We start from the raw sequence: 23,431 nt of genomic DNA, 5'->3' as shown, positions 1-23,431 counted from the left end.
AAAAGAAGGTAGTAAAGAAAAAAACAAATACGGGCTTCCTGATAAATAAAAACTATTGCTAACAATGTATAACCGCAATTACGGCGGATTCGACTACGCCCGAATCCACTCGGAATTGCTAAAGTCAGTGTTTAATTCGAAAAGTTTTGGCTATTTTAGCCGTAACTGACGGTTATACGAAACCGATAGCGAAACCTATTAAAGAAACTGAATTAACTCTTTATAAAAATCGTTAGGATTTTCAGCATGTAGCCAATGCCCTGCGTTGGCTATTGTTTTTATAATTGCGTTTGGAAAATGTGCTTTTATTAATGGCTCATCTTCTGTAGTAATATACCCAGAATTCGCACCACGTAAAAACAAGGTTTCACCATCAAAAACTGTAAACGATGGTAGCGCCACCCCTACTTCCTTATTGTTTTCGGTTAACGATTGTAAATTAAAACGAAACGCTAATTCGTCTTTTGTTTTTCGGTGTACATTTTTTAACAAAAACTGGCGTACACCTACTTCTGGTATTAACTCCGCTAGTTTTTCATCAATCGAACTACGAGAAGTTTGTTTTGAGAAATCTACAGAGTTTAACGCTGCTAAAATATCGTGGTGATGTGGAGGATAATTTCTCGGAGAAATATCTGCAACTAGTAATTTATTAACCAATTCAGGATACTCAGTAGCAAATAACATTACTGTTTTTCCTCCCATAGAGTGCCCTAATAAATCAACTTTTTCTAAGTTATGATGTTGAATGTAGTTGTACAAATCGCCCACCAACAATTCATAATCAAAAGCATCGGAATGAAAACTTCTTCCGTGATTTCGTTGATCGATTAAATGTACTTCAAAACCATCTTCAGCAAGTTTATTAGCGTGAGATTTCCAATTATCTCCCATACCAAAATACCCATGAAGAATTAACAACGGTTTTCCTGATCCAACTATTCTCGAGTGTAAAATTTGCATATTATTGTAATCGATGTAAATACATATTTACTACATTTTCCAACCCTAAATACAAACTTTCAGAAATTAACGCATGACCAATAGATACTTCTGCTAAATTTGGAATATTCTGTTTAAAAAATTGGATGTTATCTAAACTCAAATCATGTCCTGCATTAATACCTAAACCAAGTTCATGAGCTAAAATTGCTGCTTCAGTATAGGGCTTTACACCTTCTTTGTTTCCTTTTTCGTATTGAGTAGCAAATTCTTCAGTATACAATTCGATTCTATCGGCTCCTGTTTTAGCAGCAGCTTCAATCAATTTCAAATCCGTATCAATAAAAATTGAGGTTCTAATTCCTGCATTTTTAAATTCAGCAATTACTTCTTGTAAATACGATTGGTGTGTTATGGTATCCCAACCCGCGTTGGATGTAAGTTGATCAACACTATCAGGAACCAAGGTTACTTGCGTTGGCTTTATCTCTAAAACCATTTGCATAAAACTATCTATCGGATTCCCTTCAATATTATACTCGGTAGTAACCAGTGATTTTAAATCGTACGCATCTTGGTAACGAATATGACGTTCATCTGGTCTTGGGTGAATAGTGATTCCTTCCGCTCCAAATTCTTGTATATCGGTTGCTACTTTTAATAAATTAGGCACATTACCACCTCTAGAATTACGAAGTGTAGCTATTTTATTAATGTTAACACTTAACTTTGTCATGCTATAAAATTAGAATACAAAGGTAACGCATTCCAACATTTTAAACTATATTCGTAGTAATGAAAATCAATGATTTTATACTTAAAGAAATAAAAGCGTTAACACTTAACAGCTCGGTAAAAAGCGCGCAACAGTTATGTAAAGACCTGCCCATTACTCATATTCCTGTGGTTGAAAATGGGAAATTATTGGGATGCTTGCCAGAAAGCGATATTCAAACTATTGAGAATAAAAACCGAACATTAAGTGAATACTCGTATTTATTAGATCATTTTTATACTGATGAAAAAGCCACAGTACTTGATTTAATTTCACTTTTTGCTGACAACGACTCGAACTTAATTCCTGTTTTAGACAAAAATACGATGTATGTTGGTTATTATGAGCTGAGCGATATTTTAGATGCTTTTGCCAACAGTCCGTTTTTACACAACGAAAGCGATACGTTAATTATAGACAAAAACAAAAATGACTATTCGATGAGTCAAGTTGTTCAAATAGTAGAGACCAACAATGGAAAACTTTTGGGAGCTTATATTTCATCAGAAAACATGGAAAATGTAGAAGTTACTATTAAAATAATTTCTGATGAAATAAACGAGATTATTCAAACTTTTCGTCGATACGACTACAACGTAATCACACAACACGAAGACGACTTTTACCTAGAAGAACTTAAAGACAGAGCAGCATATTTAAGAAAGTATTTAGATATGTAATTTTAAAACAACCTTTTTACACGTGAAAAAAGTAGCCATTTACGGACAAGCTTATACAACACTTGCAGAAAAAGAAGTTAACATTCTTTTAGCTGTTTTAGAAAAACACAATATTGTTGCTTTTTTTGAGCAACAGTTTTATAACTTGTTTATTGAAAATAATTCACTTAATAAAAAATACCCAACCTACTCGCATTTTAACGATTTATCCAACACTTTTGATGTGATGTTTACTATCGGTGGAGATGGAACAATTTTAAGAGCTGTAACTTATATACGCGACTTAAACATCCCTATTATGGGAATTAATACTGGTCGATTAGGTTTTTTAGCTACAATCCAAAAAGATCAAATTGAAGAAGCTATTGACTTGGTTTTGAAAAAAGAATACACACTTCAAGAACGATCTCTGTTACAAATAGCAACCTCACCAACTACCGAAGATTTTTCTGAACTTAACTTTGCTTTAAATGAAGTTACTATTGCCAGAAGAAACACCACTTCTATGATTGGAATTAAAACCTTTTTAAATAAAGAATACCTTACCAATTATTGGGCTGACGGTCTTATTATCTCTACTCCAACAGGATCTACAGGATATTCGTTGAGTTGTGGCGGACCTGTAATTTTACCAAATTCAAAGAGTTTTGTTATTACTCCAATAGCTCCTCATAACTTAAATGCACGTCCAATGGTAATTCCAGACGACACCGAAATTCACCTAGAAGTAAGTGCTCGTGAAAAAGATTTTTTAATCTCTTTAGACTCTCGTATAGCAACAGTTTCTCAAGAAACTAGAATGAAAATTAAAAAAGCTCCTTTCACTATTAAAAGTATTTTACCCAAAAATCAATCGTACTTAAAAACCTTACGAGGAAAACTTTTATGGGGTGAAGACACAAGAAATGAGAGTTTATAATGCAACTAATCACAATAAATTCTGTAAAAAAAAGTTAATCAAAAAGACGGATTATTAACTTTTTAAAGCAAATTCAATTCCCTATATTTGCACGCTATTTTACAATGAGAGGACTTATTTTATTAATATTATTTACCTGTTTGGTAACACCGTTACAATCACAAACACATGAAATCGGGGTATTCGCCGGAGGTTCTAATTATGTGGGTGATATAGGTAGAACTAGCTACATATACCCAAACGAACTTGCTGGCGGGTTGGTATATAAATACAATTTAAATCCTAGAATAGCTTTAAGAGGTTCTTACATGTATATTCCTGTATCAGGAAATGATAAAGATGCTGATAATTCTTATAGATTGAATAGACCAGGAGGTCAATTCTCTTTTACAAATACTGTGCATGAATTTGCAGCAGGAATCGAGTTTAATTTCTTTGATTACAACATTAGTGATTTTAGAACCAATTTTACTCCTTATATTTTGGCACAAATAGCCGCTTTTAATTACAAGAGTCCAGAACCTGGACCAACAACCAATACTGTCCGTTTAAAAAACACTTTTTCATATACGTTACCTGTAGGTGTTGGTGTAAAAGGGCGATTAGCTGATAATTTAGCTATTGCTTTTGAAACTGGTGTTCGATTTACTCTTGTTGATGATTTAGACTATACAACAGATAAAATAAACTCGTTAAATTTTGGAGGTAACGGAAACGACTGGTATGTATTCTCAGGTGTTTCTATCGTATACACCTTCGGAAGACCGCCTTGTTATAGTGGATTAGCAAACTAAATATGAAGAAAGAACTACAAAGCATTAATTTACAAAACATACCAAACCACATTGCCGTTATTATGGACGGTAATGGTAGATGGGCAAAAAGTAAAGGAATGCAGCGTGTTTTTGGACATAGAAATGCTTTAACTGCTATTAGAGAAACTGCCGATGCTGCTTCAGAGTTAGGTGTAAAACACTTAACGCTCTATGCTTTTTCTACAGAAAACTGGAACAGACCTAAGTTAGAGGTAGATGCCTTAATGAGTTTACTTGTTACTACATTAAAAAAAGAACTCCCTGAATTTCAAAGAAAAAACGTAAAAATTAACGCTATTGGCAGCTTAACAAGTTTACCTAAAAATGCTCAAAAAGTATTGAATGAGGTTATTGAAGCTACCAAAAACAATACTCATTTTACACTTACCTTTGCTTTAAGCTATGGTTCAAGGGAAGAAATTGTTAATGCAATCAAAAACATATCAAAAAAAGTTGTTAATAACGAGATAGAAATAGAAAAAATTGACGATAAAATTATAAATAGTCATTTATATACGTTTAATTTGCCCGATGTTGATTTAATGATACGTACAAGCGGGGAACAAAGAATAAGTAATTTCTTACTTTGGCAAATTGCCTATGCTGAATTGCATTTTACAGATGTACTTTGGCCAGATTTTAGAAAAGAACATCTTTACAACGCTATTTATGATTATCAAAACAGAGAAAGAAGATTCGGAAAAACCAGTGAACAGATTGAAACCAATGAATAAATATTCGTATTTACTAGTATTTTTTATCACCTTTTTAACGGTGAGTACACAAGCACAAAACACAATTCCTACAGACAGTACTTCAACTACTATTATTTCTTATGAAAAAGGGAAAGAATATATTTTAGGAGGGATAACTGTAACTGGATTACAAAAATTTAGCGAGCAAACCGTAAGAGTTTATACTGGTTTAGTTGAAGGTCAACCAATAAAATTACCTGGAGACAAGCTTACTAGTGCTATAAAAAAATTATACGAAAGCAAACAGTTTAGTGAAGTAGATGTATATCTATCTAAAAGAGATGGTGAAACTGTTTACTTACAATTTGACGTAACAGAATTACCTCAATTAACTGATATTACAATAAAAGGTATTAGCAAGTCAAAAGCCAAAGAATTAAAAAAGGAAACCGAACTTAAAAAAGGAGTGATGGTTACCGACAACCTTATTGTAACTACACGTAACTTTATAAAAAAGAAGTATACTGATAAAGGTTTCTTAAAAACTAAAGTAACATTAGATACTAAGAAGGACACCTCAGATGTTAATACCGTGAGTATGGCTATTTTTATCGATAAAGGTGAACGTATCAAAATTAAAGACATCATTTTTACTGGCAACAAAGCTTTATCTGACGCTACTTTACGCGGAACTATGAAAAACACAAAGCGTAAATTCATAGGTCGTTTCTGGAAAGCTTCAAAATATATTTTAGAAGATTATAAAGCTGATTTAGAAAGTATTCTTGAAAAATATAGTGAAAAAGGATATCGTGATGCTAGGATTTTATCTGATAAAATGGTTTGGAACGATGACAACACTATCAATATTGAAATTGAGTTAGAAGAAGGTAGTCAATATCGTTTTGATGAAATTGTTTTCATTGGAAACAAAAGATATACTGATGAACAATTAAACAATATCCTTAGAATAGAAAAAGGAGATATTTACAACGGAAAAGTTTTAAAAGAGCGTATTTCTGGTGATGGAACTCCAACTTCTCAAGACATTCAAACATTATATCACAACAACGGATATTTATTCTCACAAGTAAACGCTGTTGAAACAAAGGTTAAAAACGACTCTATTACAGTAGAGGTTCGTATTCGTGAAGATGACCCTGCTACAATTAAAAAAGTAACAGTTGTTGGAAATGATAAAACCAACGACCATGTAATTTTTAGAGAATTACGCGTAAAACCAGGTGATTTATTTAGTCGCCAAAATATCATTCGTTCTATTCGTGAAATAGGACAATTAGGATTCTTTGACACTAACGTAACTCCTGATGTAAAACCAGATTATCAAAACAAAACTGCTGATATTGAATTTTCTGTAGTTGAAAAAGGAGGTAGCCAAATCGAATTACAAGGTGGATACGGTGGAGGTTCATTCATTGGTACCTTAGGGCTTTCATTTAATAACTTCTCTATTAGAAATATTTTCAATAAAGAAGCTTACAAACCATTACCAATGGGAGATGGACAAAGTTTATCTTTGCGCTTACAAGCAAGTAGAACTTACAATACTTATAGTTTCTCATTTACTGAGCCTTGGTTAGGAGGTAAAACTCCACAATCATTATCATTCTCAGTATATTTTTCAAATCAGTACAGGTATGATTTCACAACCAATAAAGTAAATAAAGACGAAAGCTTAGGAATTATTGGAGCCTCTATTGGTTTAGGTAAGCGTTTAAAATGGCCAGATGATTATTTCACATTATCTCAAAACATAAGTTACCAAAGAATTGAATTACAAGACTATGGGTATCGTGTAGGATCTTCTACTGATGTTCTTAGCAAAGGGGATTTAAACAACTTGGCATATACTGTAGCATTAAGTCGTAACTCTGCTGGTCCAAGTTTAATTTTCCCTACGTATGGTTCAGAATTTACATTGAGAGCTAAAGCTACTTTCCCATACTCTTTAGTTAACGGAAAAGATTACACAGAACCAGATAACCCAACTAATGAAGAAAGACAAGCTTATTTAGCTGATAAATACAAATGGTTGGAATACTACAAGCTATCTGCAAAAGGTAAATGGTATACTTCACTATCAGCAAACAACAAATTAGTTTTAATGTCTAATTTTGAATTAGGATACCTTGGAAAGTATAATAATGAAGTTGGTTTAACTCCTGTAGAAAGGTATTTTGTTGGTGGAGATGGTATTGCACAAGGTCAATTAGACGGACGTGAAACTGTAGGTTTAAGAGGTTATGAAAACAACAGAATTTCTTCTTTAGATGGTGGGGCTATTTACAACAAATTTCAGTTAGAATTACGTTATTCTATAACAGATAAACCATCTGCATCTATTTATACTCTTGGATTTTTAGAAGCAGGTAATTCATATGACAATTTTAGCGATTTTAATCCGTTTAAGTTAAAACGTTCAGCCGGAGTTGGTGTTCGTATATTTATGCCTGCATTTGGTCTGTTAGGCATCGATTTCGCACATGGTTTCGACCCATTGCCAGGTTTATCAGAAAAATCAGGTTGGCAAACGCATTTTATAATTGGAAGACAGTTCTAAAACCACCTATAAATAGTACGTCTAAGGTTTTGGCACGGTTTTTTCTAAACACATTATACAAGATGAAAAAAAACATTTTATCAATCGTTCTTTTACTTATTACAAGTATAACTGTTGCCCAAAAAAACCAACGCATTGCATATATTGATATGGAGTACATTCTTCAAAATATCCCAGAATATTTAGAAGCTCAAAACTCGTTAGATGCAAAGGTTGAAAAGTGGAAAACCAGACTAGATAAAGAAGCACGTGCTATTGAGGTTTTAAAAACTGATTTAACAAACGAAAAAGCTATTTTAACCAAAGAGTTGATCGAAGAACGTGAAGAAGACATCACTATTAAACAAGAATCACTTAGAAGGTTAGAATCTTTATACTTTGGTCCAAATGGTGATATGTATAACCTGAGAAAGCAACTAGTAAAACCTGTACAAGATCAAGTATACAATGCGGTGCAAACTATTGCTTCAAGAAAACAGTACGATTTTGTTTTCGATAAATCAAGTGAGTTGGTTATGCTATATTCAAATAAAAAACACGATATTAGCGACCTTGTTGTAAAAATGATTAACATTGATCAGAAAAAACAAGATAAGAGGGATAAAATTGAAGCAAAAAAAGAATTACTTAAAAACGACAATTTAAGTGATGAGCAAAAAGAAAAAATTGCAAAAAAAGAAGAATTAAAAAATAAGAAAGAAGCAGACAGAATAGCTAAAATAAAGCAGATAGAAGAAAAAAGAAAGCAACGTTTGCAAGAAAGAGCTGATAAAAGAAAGCTATTACAAGAAAAAAGAGCAGCTTTATTAAAAGCACAACAAGACGCTAAAAAGGAAAAAGAACAAAAAACAGAAGAAAACAAATAAATCAAGAATAAAGAACATTAATTAAATTAAAACAAAGATGAAACATTTAAAAACGTTATTATTAGTTGCAATTTTTACTGTTGGATTAGGTGGTGTGGCAAATGCGCAAAAAACTGCACATATTAACACAGATAAATTATTAGCTGAAATGCCTGCAACAAAAGCAATGAAGGCAGAATTAGAAAAGCTTAATAAAACTTACCGTGATGACATTGAAACAATGTATAAAAAGCTTGACGCAAAAGTGAAAAAATACGATGCTGAAGGAAAAAGCCAAACTCAAGAAGTAAATCAAAAAAGAATTCAAGAAGTTCAGTTAGACAGACAAAAAATTGCTCAAGCAGAACAAGCTGCAGGTCAAGAAATGCAAAAAAAATACCAAGAGAAAACTCTTCCTATTTTAAAGAAAGCTGAAGACGCTATTAAAGCTGTAGCTGCTGAAAAAGGAATTATCTATGTATTTGATGCTGCTCCTGGTAAAGGGTTAATCGTTTACGATAAAGGAGAAGATATCTACAACGCTGTAAAAGCTAAATTAGGTTTCTAATAAATTCTAAAATATTTTAAATAAAAATCCTGCTGAAAACAGCAGGATTTTTATTTTTGTTATCATATGAATAACTCGCATCAACCTATTGGTATTTTTGATTCTGGTATAGGCGGAACATCAATCTGGAAAGAAATACATCAACTTTTACCTAACGAAAGTACTATTTACTTATCTGACAGTAAAAATGCTCCTTACGGTCAAAAAACTCCTTCAGAAATTCTAAATCTATCCATAAAAAACACCGAATATTTAATTGCTAAAGGAGCGAAAATTATTGTAGTTGCTTGTAATACTGCTACCACTAATGCTATACAACATTTAAGAAACAATTACAACATTCCTTTTATAGGTATTGAGCCCGCAATAAAACCTGCCTCTTTAAACACCAAAACAAGCAAAATAGGAATTCTAGCAACTAAAGGAACTTTAAACAGTGCTTTATTTGAAAAGACTTCTTCTACTTTAAATAGTGAAATTACGATTATTGAACAAGTTGGTGAAGGCTTAGTTGAATTGATTGAAGAAGGTAAAATACATTCTGAAGAAATGACAAACTTATTAGAAAAGTACATTTCTCCTATGTTAGAAAAAGGATGCGATTATATAGTTTTGGGATGCACTCATTATCCTTATTTACAGCCTCAAATTCAAAAAATAGCTGGTAAAAATGTTCAGATTATCGACTCTGGAGAAGCTGTTGCTAGACAATTAAAAAATGTAATGTCTGAGCACAATTTGCTTAACAACAGTAAAACTCAGTCTTCTAATATTTTTTATATAAACAAAGAAAAATCTGTTTTAGAAAATATTTTAAAAGATTACAAAAATGCTAAAACAGAATTTTTAGATTTTTAATACGTAAAACTTCCGTTGATATTAGGACAAGCTGCTGCCCTTCTTTTTTTACATAAAAGATTAATACCTAATGATATTTGGTGATATCCACCATTTGAAAACACAATATCTCCCGTTTGTTGAGTATAGGTATAAGCAAACATATAGTTCTTATAATTCAATCCTAAAATAGGCGTAATATATTGCGATTCACCAAAAACACTACCATCAAAACTTCTTCGATAAGATAACCCTCCCCATAATTGAGTAGATTCAAAAGTTTTATAAACTTTAAAGTTTACATCACCAATTTTCTCTTGAGTTTGTTCTTTGTATTGAAACATAAATGATGGTTCAAATTGTAGTTTATCTTTATCTCCAAAGAAATACCCAGCTCCTAAAATATAATTTCTCAGGTTTAACGACTCTAAACCTGAATTCAAATTATTCTTTGCAGATAACAAAATATTCTTCACTGTGAAATATGAAGAAAAACCGTTTTTATGGTATGCCATACCAAAATCGGCATTAAAATAAAAATCACTTTCTATAACTTGCGTTACAGCTGGATCATTGTTAAAAGTTCTTTGATCTCTTTCATTTTGAACTACAGAAAAAGACAATCCGAATGACAATTGATTGAATAGATTTTCATTCCCCATATCAATGTGATATGCATAGGTTCCTTGAATTCCTTTTTGAGAATGGTATCCGTTTTTATCGTTAAATAAAATCACCCCTAAACCAGTGTTTGAATACTCTCCTAACTTAGCGTGAAAACTCGCAGTTTGTAAAGAAGGTGCGTCTTGAACCCCCAACCATTGCTGGCGAGCTGTTAATCGTATTTTACCACAGTCTCCAATACCTGCAGCTGCTGGGTGTAATAAATAAACATTGTCTGACAAATAATCAGCATAAATAGGTAAAGTTTCTTGTGCTGTTACATTTATCGAAAATAGCAACAACACTAAATAAGCAATTCTTTTTTTCATGAAATAATAATAGAAGCCCCAAATATAGTTAAGAGATTTTTAAAATCTGTTAAAGTTTTATTCTATTATAACAGACTATCAACTAAAAACCCGAATTTTTCCTATATGCTGACGGACTCAATACCTTCACTTCTTTAAACTTCCTATTAAAATTTGAAAGGTTATTAAATCCACATTGATATGCAATTTCACTTATAGCTACTGTATTCTCTGATAATAATAATTTGCAAGCGTTTTCAATACGTAGCTCATTTAAAAAAGTAAAATACGTCTTGTTTGTTCGTTGTTTAAAATACCTACAAAATGCGTTTGGTGTCATGTTGGCTTTTTCAGCAATATTCTCTAAACCTATGTTTTTATGAAAATTATTCATTGTAAAATCCATCACATTTCGCATACGTTTCCCTTCGTTATCTGTATATCGTTTTGGGTATACATAATTTGCTAATTCTTTAATATTAGAATGTACTATTATTTTTAATATTTTAAGTAACCCTAAAAAACGATCAAAACTAGTAGCTTCTTGCAACTCTAAAAATAGTTTAATTACCTCTTCTTGATTTTCAACAAGTTTTATACCTACGATTGATTTTTCAAAAAATGGGTTTAACTCTATGAAATCATCCAATGCAAAAAAGTCTTTTCCAAAAGAATCATTTGTAAAAAAAAGAGAAATCATAAAAGATTCTTTTATAGAAGTAATATCACTTTTAAAAACATGGGGTAAATTACTTCCAATCACCAAAACATCTCCAGATTCATATTTATTAATTGTATCACCTACAACTAAAGTTCCTTCTCCTTCTAAAATAGCGCAAAGTTGAATTTCTTCGTGCTGATGAAACTTATCATAAAAAAATTGCTCTTTATCTTCCTGATAAATCAATCCGATATTTTGAGTTTTTGGTATTTTAAACGGTAATACTTTCATGAATTAAAACTACTATATGTTTTCAAATTTATGCAAATACTATCAAAATAAAACTATAAGTCATCTTATTAAGATAATATAGTATTATTTTTAGATAATTTGACAATATTCTATACTTTCCTTATCCTATAACTTTGCCAACAAAACAATAATTATGATAAATTGGGAAGGCGTGATGCCTGCAGTAACAACTAAGTTTACGAATGAAGATACTTTAGATTTACAAATGTTTGAAGTAAATATTAAAGCTCAATTAGAAGCTGGTGTTCATGGTATAATTTTAGGAGGCACACTAGGTGAAGCTTCCACTTTGTCAGACAATGAAAAAAGAACCTTAGTAAGGAAAGCTGTTCGCATAGTTGAAGGCAAAGTTCCTGTAATTATTAATATTGCTGAGCAAACCACCAAAGGTGCGATTGAAGCTGCTCAAAAAGCAAAAGAAGACGGTGCTTCTGGTTTAATGATGCTTCCTCCAATGCGTTACAAAGCTGATGCAAGAGAAACAGTTGAATTTTTCAAACAAACGGCTAACTCTACAGATTTACCAATTATGGTATATAACAACCCAGTAGATTATGGTATAGAAGTTTCTTTAGAAATGTTTGAAGAACTATTAAACGACTGTCCTAATATTCAAGCAGTAAAAGAATCTACAAGAGATTTATCTAACGTTACCCGTATAAAAAACCGTTTCGGAAACAGGTTGGCTATTTTAAGCGGAGTAGATACGTTAGCACTTGAAAGTCTTTTTATGGGTGCTGATGGATGGGTAGCTGGTTTAGTATGTGCTTTTCCCAAAGAAACAGTAGCTATTTACGAACTACAAAAAGCAGGAAGACATCAAGAAGCATTAGAAATTTATCGTTGGTTCTTACCTCTTCTTGAACTAGATATTAACGCTAAGTTAGTTCAAAACATTAAATTAGCAGAAGTAGCAACCGGAATAGGAACCGAAAATGTAAGAGCTCCTCGTTTACCTTTGATAGGAGAAGAACGAGAAAGAGTTTTAGCAATTATTAGCCAAGGACTAAAAACAAGACCTGAATTACCTGATTATAAAAGCTTACAAGTAGCATTTTAAACCTAATTTCCGAGTTGTGTAATAATTGTATAGCTCGGATTTGTTCATTTATAATTCAGGCTTCAACAAAAAACATATCATGACAACAACAGCAATCACAGGAAAAAATTATATAGGAAACAAGCTTTCTTCCAAAGGAAACAAAACATACACAACTTTTAACCCACAACTAAACAAAGAAAACGATTCTATTTTTTTTGAAGCAACTATAAATGAAGTTAATGAAGCGATAGAACTCGCTCATAACGCTTTTAAAGAATATCGTAATTATCCTGGAAGCAAAAAAGCAGTATTTTTAAATGCTATTGCTGATGAAATTTTAAACTTAGGTGATGATTTAATTCACATGTACATGTCAGAATCTGGTTTACCAGAAGGAAGAGCTATAGGAGAAAGGGGAAGAACCGTATTTCAATTACGATCTTTCGCTGAATTAGTTACTGAAGGTTCTTGGGTAAAAGCGACTATAGACACCGCTATTCCTGATAGAGAACCGTTACCAAAATCAGATATTCGTAAATTCAATATTCCTTTAGGTCCAGTTGTTGTTTTTGGTGCAAGCAACTTTCCTTTAGCCTATTCTACTGCTGGAGGCGATACTGCTGCTGCTTTGGCTGCTGGGTGTCCTGTAGTTGTAAAATCTCACCCAATGCATGCAGGAACAGGAGAGTTAATTGCTTCCGCTATTAGTAAAGCTGCTGACAAAACAGGAATGCCCAATGGTGTTTTTTCAAATTTAAATTCTGGTGGTATCGAAGTTGGTCAACAGTTAGTATCCCACCCTAAGGTAAAAGCAGTTGGATTCACAGGCAGCATTAAAGGAGGTAGAGCTTTGTTTGATTTAGCTGCAAAACGCGAAGAACCAATTCCTGTATTTGCCGAAATGGGAAGTATCAACCCAGTAATAATGTTCCCTAAAGCTTTAGAAAATAGAGGTGAAAATTTAGCGTCAACTTATGCAAACTCAATCACTTTAGGAACAGGGCAATTTTGTACAAACCCTGGTTTAATTCTCGGGTTAAAAAGCGACAGTTTAACCAAATTTATCAATTCTTTAGCGCAGAAAATTGTAGCAATTAATCCATCTTGTATGTTGCATCCAAATATTGTTGCAGCTTACGAAAGTAATAAAGCAAAAGCCATCGCTCAAGAAGGAACCGCAGTTGTAGGTGAATACTCTAAAGAAACTCAAACAAACTATGCTTCTCAAGTAATAACAACAGTTGAAGGAAAAACATTTTTAGAAAACCCTACTTTACATCAAGAAGTATTCGGACCTTACTCAATAGTAGTTCAATGTGAAAATATCGAACAACTAGAGCAAATAATATCTAACTTAGAAGGGCAACTTACAGGAACTGTGATTGCTGACAACGAAGCAGCAAACTACCCTAAAGTAATTGCAGCATTGCAAAACAGAGTGGGTAGAATTATTTTTAACGGCGTACCAACAGGAGTTGAAGTTTGCCCTTCAATGGTACATGGAGGTCCGTATCCTGCATCTACCGATAGTCGTTTTACAGCAGTAGGAGTAAATTCAATCAATCGTTGGGTAAGGCCTTTTAGTTTTCAAGATTTCCCTAACGAATTACTCCCAAATGAGTTAAAAAACGAAAACCCTTTACAAATTTTACGTTCGGTTAACGGTAGTTTTACAAAACAAGAAATAAAATAACAAAAATTAAGAATTTCTTTAGAAACCAATTTAGCTCAAACACTACTTTTGGGGCATCTAAAGAAATTGAAAAAAGCCAGCTTTGTCTTTTTATCAATAGAGAAATTTGAAGGGTTTTTTCTACTATAAAATGCAAGCTGGTAGTTCAATTTACCATGAGAAAAACTTTTTTTTGCGTTGATGCTCATACTTGCGGAAATCCTGTAAGAGTTGTTGCTGGTGGCGGTCCTAATTTAATAGGTGCAAACATGAGCGAAAAACGCCAACACTTTTTAAAAGAGTATGATTGGATTCGTAAAGGTTTAATGTTCGAACCTCGCGGACATGATATGATGAGTGGCTCAATCTTATTCCCCCCTCATAATCCTGAAAACGATTTTGCTATCTTATTTATTGAAACCTCTGGTTGTTTACCTATGTGTGGACACGGAACCATTGGAACTATAACCATAGCTATTGAAGAAGGTTTAATTACACCTAAAATTCCAGGAAAAATACGAATGGAAGCTCCTGCGGGTTTGGTTGAAATTGAATACCAACAAACAGGTAAAAAAGTTGATTGGGTTCGTTTAACGAACGTTAAAAGTTATTTGGCTGCGGAAGGACTTACTGTTGATTGTCCTGAATTAGGAGAAATTACCTTTGATGTTTCTTACGGTGGAAATTATTACGCAATTGTAGATCCGCAGAAAAACTTTTCTGGCGTTCACGATTTTACAGCTTCAAAAATAATTCAGTACTCACAAGAAGTTCGTAAAAGCATCAACGAAAAATATCCAGATATGTTTATTCATCCTGAAAACGACACCATTAGAGATGTAACACATATGTTATGGACCGGAAACCCTATCGATCCTACTTCATCTGGAAGAAATGCTGTTTTTTATGGTTATAAAGCTATTGATCGTTCACCATGCGGAACGGGTACCTCAGCTCGTTTAGCACAGTTATATGCTAAAGGAAAACTACAAGTTGGTGAAGAGTTTATCCATGAAAGTTTTATAGGCAGTAAATTTATAGGTCGAGTTGAAGAAGAAACTATACTTGATGGTAAAACAGCTATTATCCCTAGTATTCAAGGGTGGGCAAAAGTGTACGGATACAACAACATTATTATTGATGATGAAGATGATCCTTATGCACATGGTTTTCAAGTAATCTAACATTAAATGGGAAAAGAAATTGTAATTATCGGTGGCGGAATTATAGGTTTATGTTCCGCTTACTATTTACAAAAAGAAGGACACAAAGTTACTATTGTTGACAAATCTGATTTTTCAACAGGTGCTTCTTATGTAAATGCTGGAATTATTACTCCTAGTCATATCATTTCATTAGCAGCACCAGGAATGATAAATAAAGGCATTAAATGGATGTTGAGTTCAACCAGTCCTTTTTCAATAAAACCTCGGTTAGATTATGACTTTTTACAATGGACTTGGTTGTTTAAAAAATCGGCAACCAACAAAAAAGTAGCGGCATCTATTCCTATTATTAAAGACATTAATTTATTTAGTAGAGATTTATATGAAGAACTAAAAGCTTCTAACAATTTTAATTTTCATTATCAACATAAAGGATTGATGATGTATTACAAAACCGACAGAATGGGTGAAGAAGAATGGAATGTTGGTAAACTTGCGATAAAAGAAGGTTTAAAGGTTGAAAATCTTACGAAAGAAGAAGCTCAAAAATTAGAGCCTAATGTTAATTTAAACATCAAAGGAGCTGTGTATTATCATTCTGATGCACACATGACTCCAAATGAATTTATGCTACAACTAAAATTGTATTTAAAAAATAATAACGTTACGTTTTTAGCTAATGAAGAAGTTGTGGATTTTAAAATTTCTGAAGGAAAAATAAAAAAGATCAACACAAAAAATCATGTATTAACTGCTGATGAGTTTGTTCTCACCACAGGTTCTTGGACACAAAAACTAGCTAAAAAACTAGGAATTACAGTCCCTATGCAGGCTGGTAAAGGGTACAGAATAAATATTGAAAGAGAAACGGGTATTCGCATTCCTGCTATTTTAACAGAAGCCAAAGTTGCTGTGACACCGATGAATGGTTTTACACGTTTTGGTGGCACCATGGAAGTTGCAGGAATCAACAGTAAAATCAACTATAAAAGAGTGAATACTATTGCTAATGCTGGTGAAAATTATTACGACGGACTGCATATTAACAAGCAAGAAAGAACCAGTATTGAAAGCGGTTTGCGCCCTTGCTCTCCTGATGGTTTACCTTACATTGGCAGACTTTCAAAAATAAGAAATGTAACCGTTGCCGCGGGTCATGCAATGATGGGCTGGAGTTTAGGTCCTGCAACAGGAAAACTTATTTCTGAAATTATTGATGATAAAAAGACTAGCTTAGACCTCACTCCTTTTCAGGTTGAACGCTTTTCATAAAAAAACTCAAGAACTTTTTATTCTTGAGTTTTTAAAACAACAAATAGCAGACATTTAAATGTCAGTTACATAAACTTTATCAATAAATTTTGAACTTAACAATCTGGCAACTCCCATATAACTTGGTTTAAATTTAATTTTATCTCCCACTTTATACTTTATATTTCCCGATTTGTCTTTGTTTGTTCCAACGTCAATTACCAACATATCCGAGGTTATTCCTACAAAAGAAATGTCTTTATCATCAGTTTCAATATCGTTTTTATCAACATCTAACATACCTACATCTAAAATTGCTTTGTATGACATTTCTTGAACATCACTTTCATTATAATTGGTTGTATGACCAATATTTGCTTCGTTTATAATTCCGTCTGGAACTAACTTTTTTTTCTTTAATTCTATAATATTCGCATAAAACTCAAAAGTTTCGGTATGTAAGTTTTTAAACGGTTTATTTTCTAGAGGACTTACCCCGAAAAAAACTGCTTCTCCAATTCTAAAGTGATTAATCTCTTTAGGAACTATCTTGTTTTCGATAAGTGGTAAGGTTATCGAAGTTCCTCCAGAAACATACTTCAATTGTTTATTAAATTTTGCTGAAATAAGCTCCTTGTATAACGACAATTGCATTAATTTGTCATAGGTAGGCTCAACCCCATACATACATCCTAAATTAGAGCCTATACCAATTACCTCAATATTTGACAAGTTAAAAACCTGCTCGTAAAAACTAAGAATATTATCTCTGCTGACTCCTTCTCTAAGCTCACCTAATTCTATCATAATAATAATTTGATGAACCATATTTTGCTTTTTTGCTGATGCATTCAAAGCTTCAATAGTAGACAATGTACTATTCAACGAAATATCGGCATACTTAACTACCTCATCTGCATAAATTTCTGCAGGAGGTTTTATATAAATAGTTCTTATCTCTGGATTTACCGCTCTTAAATTTCGAAGACTAGTTAATCTTGAATCTCCTACCGAGTTTACATTCTCTATAACATCTTTAGTTAAAATCGTTTTTAAAAATGTTTTATCTCCTGAAAACACTTTGGTTACCAAACTCCATTCTATATCATTCGCTTTAAAAAAGCTGCTTAAAGATTTAATGTTTTGCTTTATTCTTTCAGAATATATTGTTAATTCTGCCATATTATTGGGTTATAATTCTTGGTAAATTATCGGGTAATTTTGTTAAAAGTTCGTAGTTTATAATTTGTATTGAGTCATTAAAAGAAGATACCGTAATTTCAGATTCTTCTTGACTTCCTATCAACACCACTTCATCTCCTTTTTCAATAACGTCAGCATTAGTTACATCTACTGCTAACATATTCATGTTTACAGTTCCTATAATATTATGTCTTTTTCCTCTAATTATAACTTTTCCTCTATTACTTAAAGACCTACTATAGCCTGAAGAATAGCCAACAGGAATAATTGCAATCTTTGTTTCTTCGTTGGTAAAAAAAGAGGTTCCATAACCAATAAACTGACCTGCTTTTACAGTTTTTACATCCATTACTTGAGTTTTCCAAGACAATACTCTTTGTAAAGGAGATTCGTAAATTTTGTGCTTATTTAAATAGTGAACTAAAATTTCTTTGGTTGGAAAAAAACCAAATTGAAGAATTCCTATTCGCACTAAATCAAATCTAGTTTTCGGATAACGAACACTAGCTGCTGAACTTGCTAAATGAAAATCTGGATTTAAAAAATCATATTGATCTATTTTTTTAATCGCCTTTCTAAATTTCTTTTGTTGATCGGTTATTCTTTTATAGTTAGAAATACTTTCTGCTCCTGCTAAATGAGAACATACTCCTTTTACTATAATATGATTTTTATTTGCTTCAATATATGCAATTATGGTAGTTAGGTTTTTAAGTTCAAAACCTGTTCTATTCATACCAGTTTCTATTTCTATATGAATTTTTGCAGGAATGTTTAATTTTTTTGCTGCTTTTACAGCAGCTTGCAATCTGTCTATTTCAAAAACATAAAACTCAACATTATTTTCAATTGCCCAATCTAACTGACTGTTATGAATCATTCCCATAACCATTATAGAAACATCTTTTTCTTGCAAGTGTTTTTTTAGCTCATAAGCTTCATTAGCATCAGAAACACTAAAGTGTCTAACACCATATTTATAAGCTAAATTACAGTATGTTTTTATTCCATGACCATAAGCATTTCCTTTTACTACTGAAGAAAAAGTAATCTCATCTCCTAAATGAGTTTTAATAAAACTAATGTTTTTTTTTATGGCTGATTCTGAAATTTCTATAAATGAAGTGTGTGTCATGAATGTAAAACCTCTTTTACTATTTTATCAAATAATTGTACTCCTGTTGGTATAATTTCATTTGGAAAATCGTAGTCTGGATTATGAAGCGCAGGAGTATTTTTACCAGCTCCTAAACCAAACATAGCTCCTTTATATTTTTGTGTAAACAACCCAAAATCTTCCCCCCATTTAAACGGAGTTAAAATTTCGTTGATAGGTAGATTTAATGATTCTGCTGATTTTTTAATTATTGAAACTGCTTGATCATCATTTTTATTAGCATAAAACTCTTCAAACCAAAAAACTTCAGACTCTAAAGAATAATTGTTTGATAATTGTATTACGAGCTCTCTTAACTGCTTTCTTTTTTCCTCAATCAAATCAGTGCTCCAACTTCTTAACGTAAAGTGTACTTCTCCATATCCTGCTGAAATCCCGTAAGCTTTTTCTCCCATAGTTACATAAACAGGAGTCATTAAAAAGAAATCTTTTGCTTCAGGTTTGTTATTACTTTCACGTTCAGCAAACAGTAAAATAACAGCTATTGCACTAGCAGGATTGTATCCTTTTTCTGGTTCAGCAGCATGGGCTGTTTTACCTTTTAGTTTAATAGATATACTTTTTACATTACTGGTAAATACTTTATTTTTTAGTACTATTTCATGCTTTTTGAACCCTGGTAGATTGTGTAAGGCAAATACATAATCTATTGATAGGTTTATGAAAAAATTATCTTGTAATACTAATGAAGCACCTTTTCCATTTTCTTCTGAAGGCTGAAACAACAATAATACTTTCCCTTTGAGTATAGGGTTTTTAGTTAGTGTAGTTGCCACACCTAGCATTATAGCTGTATGCCCATCATGCCCACATTTGTGCGAAACACCAACTTTCTTCGATTTATATTCAAAAGTGTTTATTTCTTGAATTGGTAATGCATCAATATCTGCTCGAAGCAAAACCGTTTTCCCTTCTTCTTTTCCTTCAAAAACAGCAACTAAACCTGTTTTGGCTACTTTTTTAAGTTTACATTTAGCATTCTGTTTTAAAAACCTAAGTATTCTATTTTGCGTCTCATATTCTTCTCCTGAAATTTCAGGATACTGATGCAATTCTTTTCTAATACTATATAATATGTCTTCTTGTATCTCCACTTAATTATTTTCTTAATAATTGAATTATAGAAAACACCAATGCAGACAAGGTTATACCAAAGAAATTAGCATCTAAGTCCCAAGGTAATTTTACTTCTAAAACAATTAATGTTAAGGTAGTTAATCCTCCTAAAATCATCGCATAAAAAGCTGCAGTAGGCGATGGCTTTTTTAGTAGTAATGTTCCTAAAACAGGCACTAGTAAACCTGACACCATAAAAGCATAAGAATACAACATTAATTCTAATACATTTTGCATCATAGTTGCAAGTAAAATAGCCAATCCTCCTATTAAAAAAGTGATGATTTGTGAACTTTTTATACTGATTGATTTCTTGAAATACCCAAAAATGTCGGTAGTTAAATTACCTGATGCTGCCATTAAACAACTATCAGCTGTAGACATAATTGCTGAGAAATATGCAGACATCATAAGTCCCATTAAACCTATTGGCAAGATACTTCTTAATAACAACGGCAATCCAAGTTCTGCATCAATTTGAGTACCCGGAGCATATCCTATTGATGTAAACATTCCTTGTTCAAAAGCTACTCTTGAAAATAACCCTAGTGCAACTCCCATAAATGCCATGATAGGATATTCAAACAACCCTGCTATTTTCCATGCTTTTTTTGCGGTTTGTTCGTCTTTACAAGCGTAAATTCTTTGATATAAAGTCATTCCAACAAACCAAATAGGAACTATTGTTATTATCCAATTAAACATATCGATAAACTTAATGTTTGATAAGGATAAAAAACTTGCTGGTAACGTTTCTTTAATTGCACTCCAACCTCCTATTTCATAGTAACCAATAGGAATTCCTATTCCTATTAATCCTACCATTAAAATTATCCATTGAATAGTATCGGTATAAATAACTGCTTTAATTCCGCCAATAACTGTATATACAACTGCTATTACTCCCATTATTAGTACTGCATTGGTTATAGAAATGGAAGGAAAAGTAGCTGAAGCTAATTTTGCTCCTGCTAAAATTTGAGAACTTGTAAAACCGATATAACCAATGAGAGAAATAATTCCTGCTATTAAAGCTACTTTTAGGTTATAATGATGTGCTAATGATTCGGGAAAAGTTAAAAAGTGGTTTTTCTTAGCAATAGGATATACTTTTGGAATTAAAAAAACGGCGCTTATCCAAGCGCCAAGTATTCCTGTAAAAAGCATCCAACTTCCAGACAGTCCCATTAAAAAACCTAAACCTCCTAGTCCGATAGAAAAACCTCCGCCAACATCTGTTGCTACTACTGACAACCCAATGTGACCTGCAGACATGTTTCTTCCTCCTACGTAATAATCGTCTTTTGATTTGTTTTTTTTCATGAAGTAGACTCCTACCCCAAGCATAAAAATTAAATACGTAACAAATATTATTAGGTCAATAAAATGTATATCCATTTTATTACTTTTCTTGGTCTAAAATAAACTGTTCTTTATACTGTGCTTTTTTAAGTTGTGCTCTTTTAGCCACCGATGGTTTTGTGTACTCTTTTCGTTCTCTTATTTCTTGCAATACCTTTGTGTTTCGGTATTTTCTTTTGTAACGTTTTAAAGCTCTATCAATGTTTTCGCCTTCTTTTACTGGTATAATTAACATATATAATTGTTTTTAAATTACTATTTTGAATGAATTAACCAAGGTAGGTTTGTAATACCTTAGTTCTTGATTTTTGTTTTAATCGTCTAATTCCTTTTTCTTTAATTTGACGGACTCTCTCTCTTGTTAAATCGAAAGCTTCTCCTATTTCTGTTAAGCTCATAGGCCTATAGTTTTCTAAACCGTAAAACAGTTTTATAATATCTGATTCTCTTGGAGAAAGAGTTTTTAAACTCCTACTTATTTCTAACTCTAACGATTCTTGCATTAACTCTTTATCGGGTTTTGGAGCTTCTGAAGATTTCATAACATCGTATAAATTAGAAGTTTCACCCTCTTTAAAAGGAGCATCCATAGAAACATGACGTCCAGAGTTTTTCATCGATTGTTTTACATCAGAAACAGTCATATCTAACACCTTAGCTATTTCTTCTGCAGTAGGCATTCGTTCGTTATTTTGTTCTAATTTAGATACTGCCTTATTTATTTTACTAATGCTACCAATTTTATTAAGTGGCAGCCTAACTACACGTGATTGTTCTGCTAGCGCTTGTAAAATTGATTGACGAATCCACCAAACCGCATAGGATATAAACTTAAATCCGCGAGTTTCATCAAAACGTCTTGCTGCCTTTACCAAACCAATATTTCCTTCATTAATCAAGTCAGAAAGTCGTAACCCTTGATTTTGATATTGTTTCGCTACCGAAACCACAAATCGTAAATTGGCATTTACCAGCGTTTCTAACGCTCTTTGATCTCCTGTTTTAATTCTTTGAGCTAATTCAACTTCTTCATCAGCAGTAATCAAATCTATTCTTGCAATTTCTTGCAAATATTTCTCAATAGATTTTGATTCTCTATTAGTAACTTGTTTTGTAATTTTTAACTGTCTCATATTATCGTTTTAGTCTCATTTCTAAATATGGTGTAGTAAATCCTAATTTTTCATATAAAAACTTTGCCGGATTATCTTTTTCAACATGTAAAGCAATATCTCCTTTACAATTATCAATAGCATGTTTCATTATTCTCTTACCAACTCCTTTTCCTCGATATTCTTTATGAGTAGCTATGTATACTAATATATTTTCAGGAATATACTCATCCATCCCTGTTTTGTTTATCACCACAGCTCCTACAATTTCATTGTTGTCTTCTATTGTAAACACATACCCTCCTAACCCTGTTCTTTCTTTAGCAGCGTAATCAATTGCTTTGCGGATAGCCGTTTTTTCGTCTCCGTAGTTTTCAAGATGTGTATATAAAAAATTGGTTACTTTTTCTATTTCAAGAGGTGTAATACGATTAAAAGCATCGTAAGTGTGTACTGTCATAATTTGATTTTTGCAAATAGATTTTACCAAACACTAAGCACTTCAATTTAAATTTGAAGTAGTTAAATATATTGGCAACCTATTTGGGGTTTTTATTTTATTAGCGCAGATGTACTTTTGCGAAAAGTGTATGAATAGGAAAATAACTATTCATAAGAACCGAAACACCTAATGAATTTACACGACAAACCGTATAAACCATTAAATCATATAGAATTAAATCTTTTCTTTTAAAAAAAGCAATAAATTAGAATCCTGGAGGAATAAAC

The 23,431-nt window shown here is 32.3% G+C and carries 23 protein-coding genes; 12 read left to right on the top strand and 11 right to left on the bottom strand.

Annotated elements, in window-relative coordinates; all coding sequences use genetic code 11:
- Nucleotides 1-198 precede the first annotated feature (198 nt).
- Together ACKTST_RS02210 and ACKTST_RS02205 are read right to left on the bottom strand one after the other, a co-directional pair.
- Nucleotides 199-963, bottom strand: a complete 765-nt coding sequence (locus ACKTST_RS02210; RefSeq protein ID WP_408046161.1) for an alpha/beta fold hydrolase — start codon at nt 961-963, stop codon at nt 199-201.
- A gap of 1 nt (nt 964) precedes the next feature.
- Complete coding sequence (locus tag ACKTST_RS02205; RefSeq protein ID WP_408046160.1) at nt 965-1,678, bottom strand: pyridoxine 5'-phosphate synthase; 714 nt, start codon at nt 1,676-1,678, stop codon at nt 965-967.
- 59 nt (nt 1,679-1,737) lie between these two features.
- Here ACKTST_RS02205 and ACKTST_RS02200 point away from each other — a divergent pair, with 59 nt between their 5' ends.
- The 8 genes from ACKTST_RS02200 to murI all read left to right on the top strand — a co-directional run bounded on the left by ACKTST_RS02200 (nt 1,738) and on the right by murI (nt 9,678).
- Nucleotides 1,738-2,397: a CBS domain-containing protein gene (locus tag ACKTST_RS02200; protein ID WP_408046159.1), complete on the top strand. Its 660-nt coding sequence runs from the start codon at nt 1,738-1,740 to the stop codon at nt 2,395-2,397.
- A 22-nt stretch (nt 2,398-2,419) separates the two neighbouring features.
- Nucleotides 2,420-3,316: an NAD kinase gene (locus tag ACKTST_RS02195; RefSeq protein ID WP_408046158.1), complete on the top strand. Its 897-nt coding sequence runs from the start codon at nt 2,420-2,422 to the stop codon at nt 3,314-3,316.
- A 104-nt stretch (nt 3,317-3,420) separates the two neighbouring features.
- The gene (gene porG / locus ACKTST_RS02190; protein ID WP_408046157.1) at nt 3,421-4,110 is read left to right on the top strand and encodes a type IX secretion system protein PorG; all 690 of its coding nucleotides are present in this window, start codon (nt 3,421-3,423) and stop codon (nt 4,108-4,110) included.
- Nucleotides 4,111-4,112: 2 nt separating this feature from the next.
- Nucleotides 4,113-4,865 carry an isoprenyl transferase gene (locus tag ACKTST_RS02185; RefSeq protein ID WP_408046156.1) on the top strand — a complete coding sequence of 251 codons (753 nt, stop codon included), beginning with the start codon at nt 4,113-4,115 and terminating at the stop codon, nt 4,863-4,865.
- Nucleotides 4,801-7,407: an outer membrane protein assembly factor BamA gene (bamA, locus tag ACKTST_RS02180; protein ID WP_408046155.1), complete on the top strand. Its 2,607-nt coding sequence runs from the start codon at nt 4,801-4,803 to the stop codon at nt 7,405-7,407. The genes ACKTST_RS02185 and bamA overlap by 65 nt, the downstream gene beginning before the upstream one ends.
- A gap of 62 nt (nt 7,408-7,469) precedes the next feature.
- Nucleotides 7,470-8,273 (top strand): OmpH family outer membrane protein, encoded by an 804-nt coding sequence (locus tag ACKTST_RS02175; RefSeq protein WP_408046154.1) that lies wholly within the window; start codon nt 7,470-7,472, stop codon nt 8,271-8,273.
- A 37-nt stretch (nt 8,274-8,310) separates the two neighbouring features.
- Complete coding sequence (locus tag ACKTST_RS02170) at nt 8,311-8,820, top strand: OmpH family outer membrane protein (protein ID WP_408046153.1); 510 nt, start codon at nt 8,311-8,313, stop codon at nt 8,818-8,820.
- A 66-nt stretch (nt 8,821-8,886) separates the two neighbouring features.
- Nucleotides 8,887-9,678 (top strand): glutamate racemase, encoded by a 792-nt coding sequence (gene murI / locus ACKTST_RS02165; protein ID WP_408046152.1) that lies wholly within the window; start codon nt 8,887-8,889, stop codon nt 9,676-9,678.
- Here the strand turns inward: murI and ACKTST_RS02160 are convergent.
- Both ACKTST_RS02160 and ACKTST_RS02155 read right to left on the bottom strand, forming a co-directional pair.
- Nucleotides 9,675-10,649, bottom strand: coding sequence for a PorP/SprF family type IX secretion system membrane protein (locus ACKTST_RS02160; protein ID WP_408046151.1), 975 nt, complete (start codon nt 10,647-10,649; stop codon nt 9,675-9,677). The two genes, murI and ACKTST_RS02160, sit on opposite strands and share 4 nt — an antisense overlap.
- A gap of 82 nt (nt 10,650-10,731) precedes the next feature.
- Nucleotides 10,732-11,580 carry an AraC family transcriptional regulator gene (locus tag ACKTST_RS02155; protein ID WP_408046150.1) on the bottom strand — a complete coding sequence of 283 codons (849 nt, stop codon included), beginning with the start codon at nt 11,578-11,580 and terminating at the stop codon, nt 10,732-10,734.
- 151 nt (nt 11,581-11,731) lie between these two features.
- Here ACKTST_RS02155 and ACKTST_RS02150 point away from each other — a divergent pair, with 151 nt between their 5' ends.
- The 4 genes from ACKTST_RS02150 (at nt 11,732) to ACKTST_RS02135 (ending at nt 16,753) form a co-directional block, all read left to right on the top strand.
- Entirely contained in the window at nt 11,732-12,661 is a 930-nt protein-coding gene (locus ACKTST_RS02150) for a dihydrodipicolinate synthase family protein (protein ID WP_408046167.1), read from the top strand.
- 79 nt (nt 12,662-12,740) lie between these two features.
- Nucleotides 12,741-14,336 carry an aldehyde dehydrogenase (NADP(+)) gene (locus ACKTST_RS02145; protein ID WP_408046149.1) on the top strand — a complete coding sequence of 532 codons (1,596 nt, stop codon included), beginning with the start codon at nt 12,741-12,743 and terminating at the stop codon, nt 14,334-14,336.
- Nucleotides 14,337-14,491: 155 nt separating this feature from the next.
- Complete coding sequence (locus ACKTST_RS02140) at nt 14,492-15,499, top strand: 4-hydroxyproline epimerase (RefSeq protein WP_408046148.1); 1,008 nt, start codon at nt 14,492-14,494, stop codon at nt 15,497-15,499.
- Between the two features lie 6 nt (nt 15,500-15,505).
- Nucleotides 15,506-16,753 (top strand): NAD(P)/FAD-dependent oxidoreductase, encoded by a 1,248-nt coding sequence (locus ACKTST_RS02135; protein ID WP_408046147.1) that lies wholly within the window; start codon nt 15,506-15,508, stop codon nt 16,751-16,753.
- Nucleotides 16,754-16,807: 54 nt separating this feature from the next.
- Here the strand turns inward: ACKTST_RS02135 and ACKTST_RS02130 are convergent, their stop codons facing one another.
- The 7 genes from ACKTST_RS02130 to ACKTST_RS02100 all read right to left on the bottom strand — a co-directional run bounded on the left by ACKTST_RS02130 (nt 16,808) and on the right by ACKTST_RS02100 (nt 23,162).
- On the bottom strand, nt 16,808-17,914 hold the full coding sequence (locus tag ACKTST_RS02130; protein ID WP_408046146.1) for an alanine racemase: 1,107 nt from the start codon (nt 17,912-17,914) through the stop codon (nt 16,808-16,810).
- A gap of 1 nt (nt 17,915) precedes the next feature.
- The gene (gene alr / locus ACKTST_RS02125) at nt 17,916-19,070 is read right to left on the bottom strand and encodes an alanine racemase (RefSeq protein ID WP_408046145.1); all 1,155 of its coding nucleotides are present in this window, start codon (nt 19,068-19,070) and stop codon (nt 17,916-17,918) included.
- Complete coding sequence (locus tag ACKTST_RS02120) at nt 19,067-20,206, bottom strand: amidohydrolase (RefSeq protein ID WP_408046144.1); 1,140 nt, start codon at nt 20,204-20,206, stop codon at nt 19,067-19,069. Before ACKTST_RS02120 ends, alr begins: the two co-directional genes overlap by 4 nt.
- A 4-nt stretch (nt 20,207-20,210) precedes the next feature.
- Nucleotides 20,211-21,551 carry a sodium:solute symporter family protein gene (locus tag ACKTST_RS02115; protein ID WP_408046143.1) on the bottom strand — a complete coding sequence of 447 codons (1,341 nt, stop codon included), beginning with the start codon at nt 21,549-21,551 and terminating at the stop codon, nt 20,211-20,213.
- Nucleotides 21,552-21,630: 79 nt separating this feature from the next.
- A complete protein-coding gene (gene rpsU / locus ACKTST_RS02110) occupies nt 21,631-21,825 on the bottom strand; it encodes a 30S ribosomal protein S21 (protein ID WP_408046142.1) in 195 nt (64 codons plus the stop codon).
- A gap of 34 nt (nt 21,826-21,859) precedes the next feature.
- On the bottom strand, nt 21,860-22,723 hold the full coding sequence (locus ACKTST_RS02105; protein ID WP_408046141.1) for a sigma-70 family RNA polymerase sigma factor: 864 nt from the start codon (nt 22,721-22,723) through the stop codon (nt 21,860-21,862).
- Nucleotide 22,724: 1 nt separating this feature from the next.
- Complete coding sequence (locus tag ACKTST_RS02100) at nt 22,725-23,162, bottom strand: GNAT family N-acetyltransferase (protein ID WP_408046140.1); 438 nt, start codon at nt 23,160-23,162, stop codon at nt 22,725-22,727.
- Between the last annotated feature and the right edge of the window lie 269 nt (nt 23,163-23,431).

Origin of the sequence: Tenacibaculum crassostreae, from assembly GCF_964512405.1 — a bacterium.
Taxonomy (GTDB): Bacteria; Bacteroidota; Bacteroidia; order Flavobacteriales; family Flavobacteriaceae; genus Polaribacter; species Polaribacter crassostreae.
Note: the sequence above shows the minus strand (reverse complement) of the source record. Positions and strands in the feature narration are given on the sequence as shown.

Bases quoted from the DNA above. Each gene is read 5' to 3' on its own strand.
- ACKTST_RS02130 (WP_408046146.1), bottom strand. From the start codon at position 17,914: ATGGCAGAATTAACAATATATTCTGAAAGAATAAAGCAAAACATTAAA.
- ACKTST_RS02185 (WP_408046156.1), top strand. From the start codon at position 4,113: ATGAAGAAAGAACTACAAAGCATTAATTTACAAAACATACCAAACCAC.
- bamA (WP_408046155.1), top strand. From the start codon at position 4,801: ATGATTATCAAAACAGAGAAAGAAGATTCGGAAAAACCAGTGAACAGA.
- alr (WP_408046145.1), bottom strand. From the start codon at position 19,070: ATGACACACACTTCATTTATAGAAATTTCAGAATCAGCCATAAAAAAA.
- ACKTST_RS02140 (WP_408046148.1), top strand. From the start codon at position 14,492: ATGAGAAAAACTTTTTTTTGCGTTGATGCTCATACTTGCGGAAATCCT.
- rpsU (WP_408046142.1), bottom strand. From the start codon at position 21,825: ATGTTAATTATACCAGTAAAAGAAGGCGAAAACATTGATAGAGCTTTA.
- ACKTST_RS02145 (WP_408046149.1), top strand. From the start codon at position 12,741: ATGACAACAACAGCAATCACAGGAAAAAATTATATAGGAAACAAGCTT.
- ACKTST_RS02135 (WP_408046147.1), top strand. From the start codon at position 15,506: ATGGGAAAAGAAATTGTAATTATCGGTGGCGGAATTATAGGTTTATGT.
- ACKTST_RS02115 (WP_408046143.1), bottom strand. From the start codon at position 21,551: ATGAAAAAAAACAAATCAAAAGACGATTATTACGTAGGAGGAAGAAAC.
- ACKTST_RS02105 (WP_408046141.1), bottom strand. From the start codon at position 22,723: ATGAGACAGTTAAAAATTACAAAACAAGTTACTAATAGAGAATCAAAA.
- ACKTST_RS02210 (WP_408046161.1), bottom strand. From the start codon at position 963: ATGCAAATTTTACACTCGAGAATAGTTGGATCAGGAAAACCGTTGTTA.
- ACKTST_RS02155 (WP_408046150.1), bottom strand. From the start codon at position 11,580: ATGAAAGTATTACCGTTTAAAATACCAAAAACTCAAAATATCGGATTG.
- murI (WP_408046152.1), top strand. From the start codon at position 8,887: ATGAATAACTCGCATCAACCTATTGGTATTTTTGATTCTGGTATAGGC.
- ACKTST_RS02170 (WP_408046153.1), top strand. From the start codon at position 8,311: ATGAAACATTTAAAAACGTTATTATTAGTTGCAATTTTTACTGTTGGA.
- porG (WP_408046157.1), top strand. From the start codon at position 3,421: ATGAGAGGACTTATTTTATTAATATTATTTACCTGTTTGGTAACACCG.
- ACKTST_RS02205 (WP_408046160.1), bottom strand. From the start codon at position 1,678: ATGACAAAGTTAAGTGTTAACATTAATAAAATAGCTACACTTCGTAAT.
- ACKTST_RS02175 (WP_408046154.1), top strand. From the start codon at position 7,470: ATGAAAAAAAACATTTTATCAATCGTTCTTTTACTTATTACAAGTATA.
- ACKTST_RS02200 (WP_408046159.1), top strand. From the start codon at position 1,738: ATGAAAATCAATGATTTTATACTTAAAGAAATAAAAGCGTTAACACTT.
- ACKTST_RS02160 (WP_408046151.1), bottom strand. From the start codon at position 10,649: ATGAAAAAAAGAATTGCTTATTTAGTGTTGTTGCTATTTTCGATAAAT.
- ACKTST_RS02100 (WP_408046140.1), bottom strand. From the start codon at position 23,162: ATGACAGTACACACTTACGATGCTTTTAATCGTATTACACCTCTTGAA.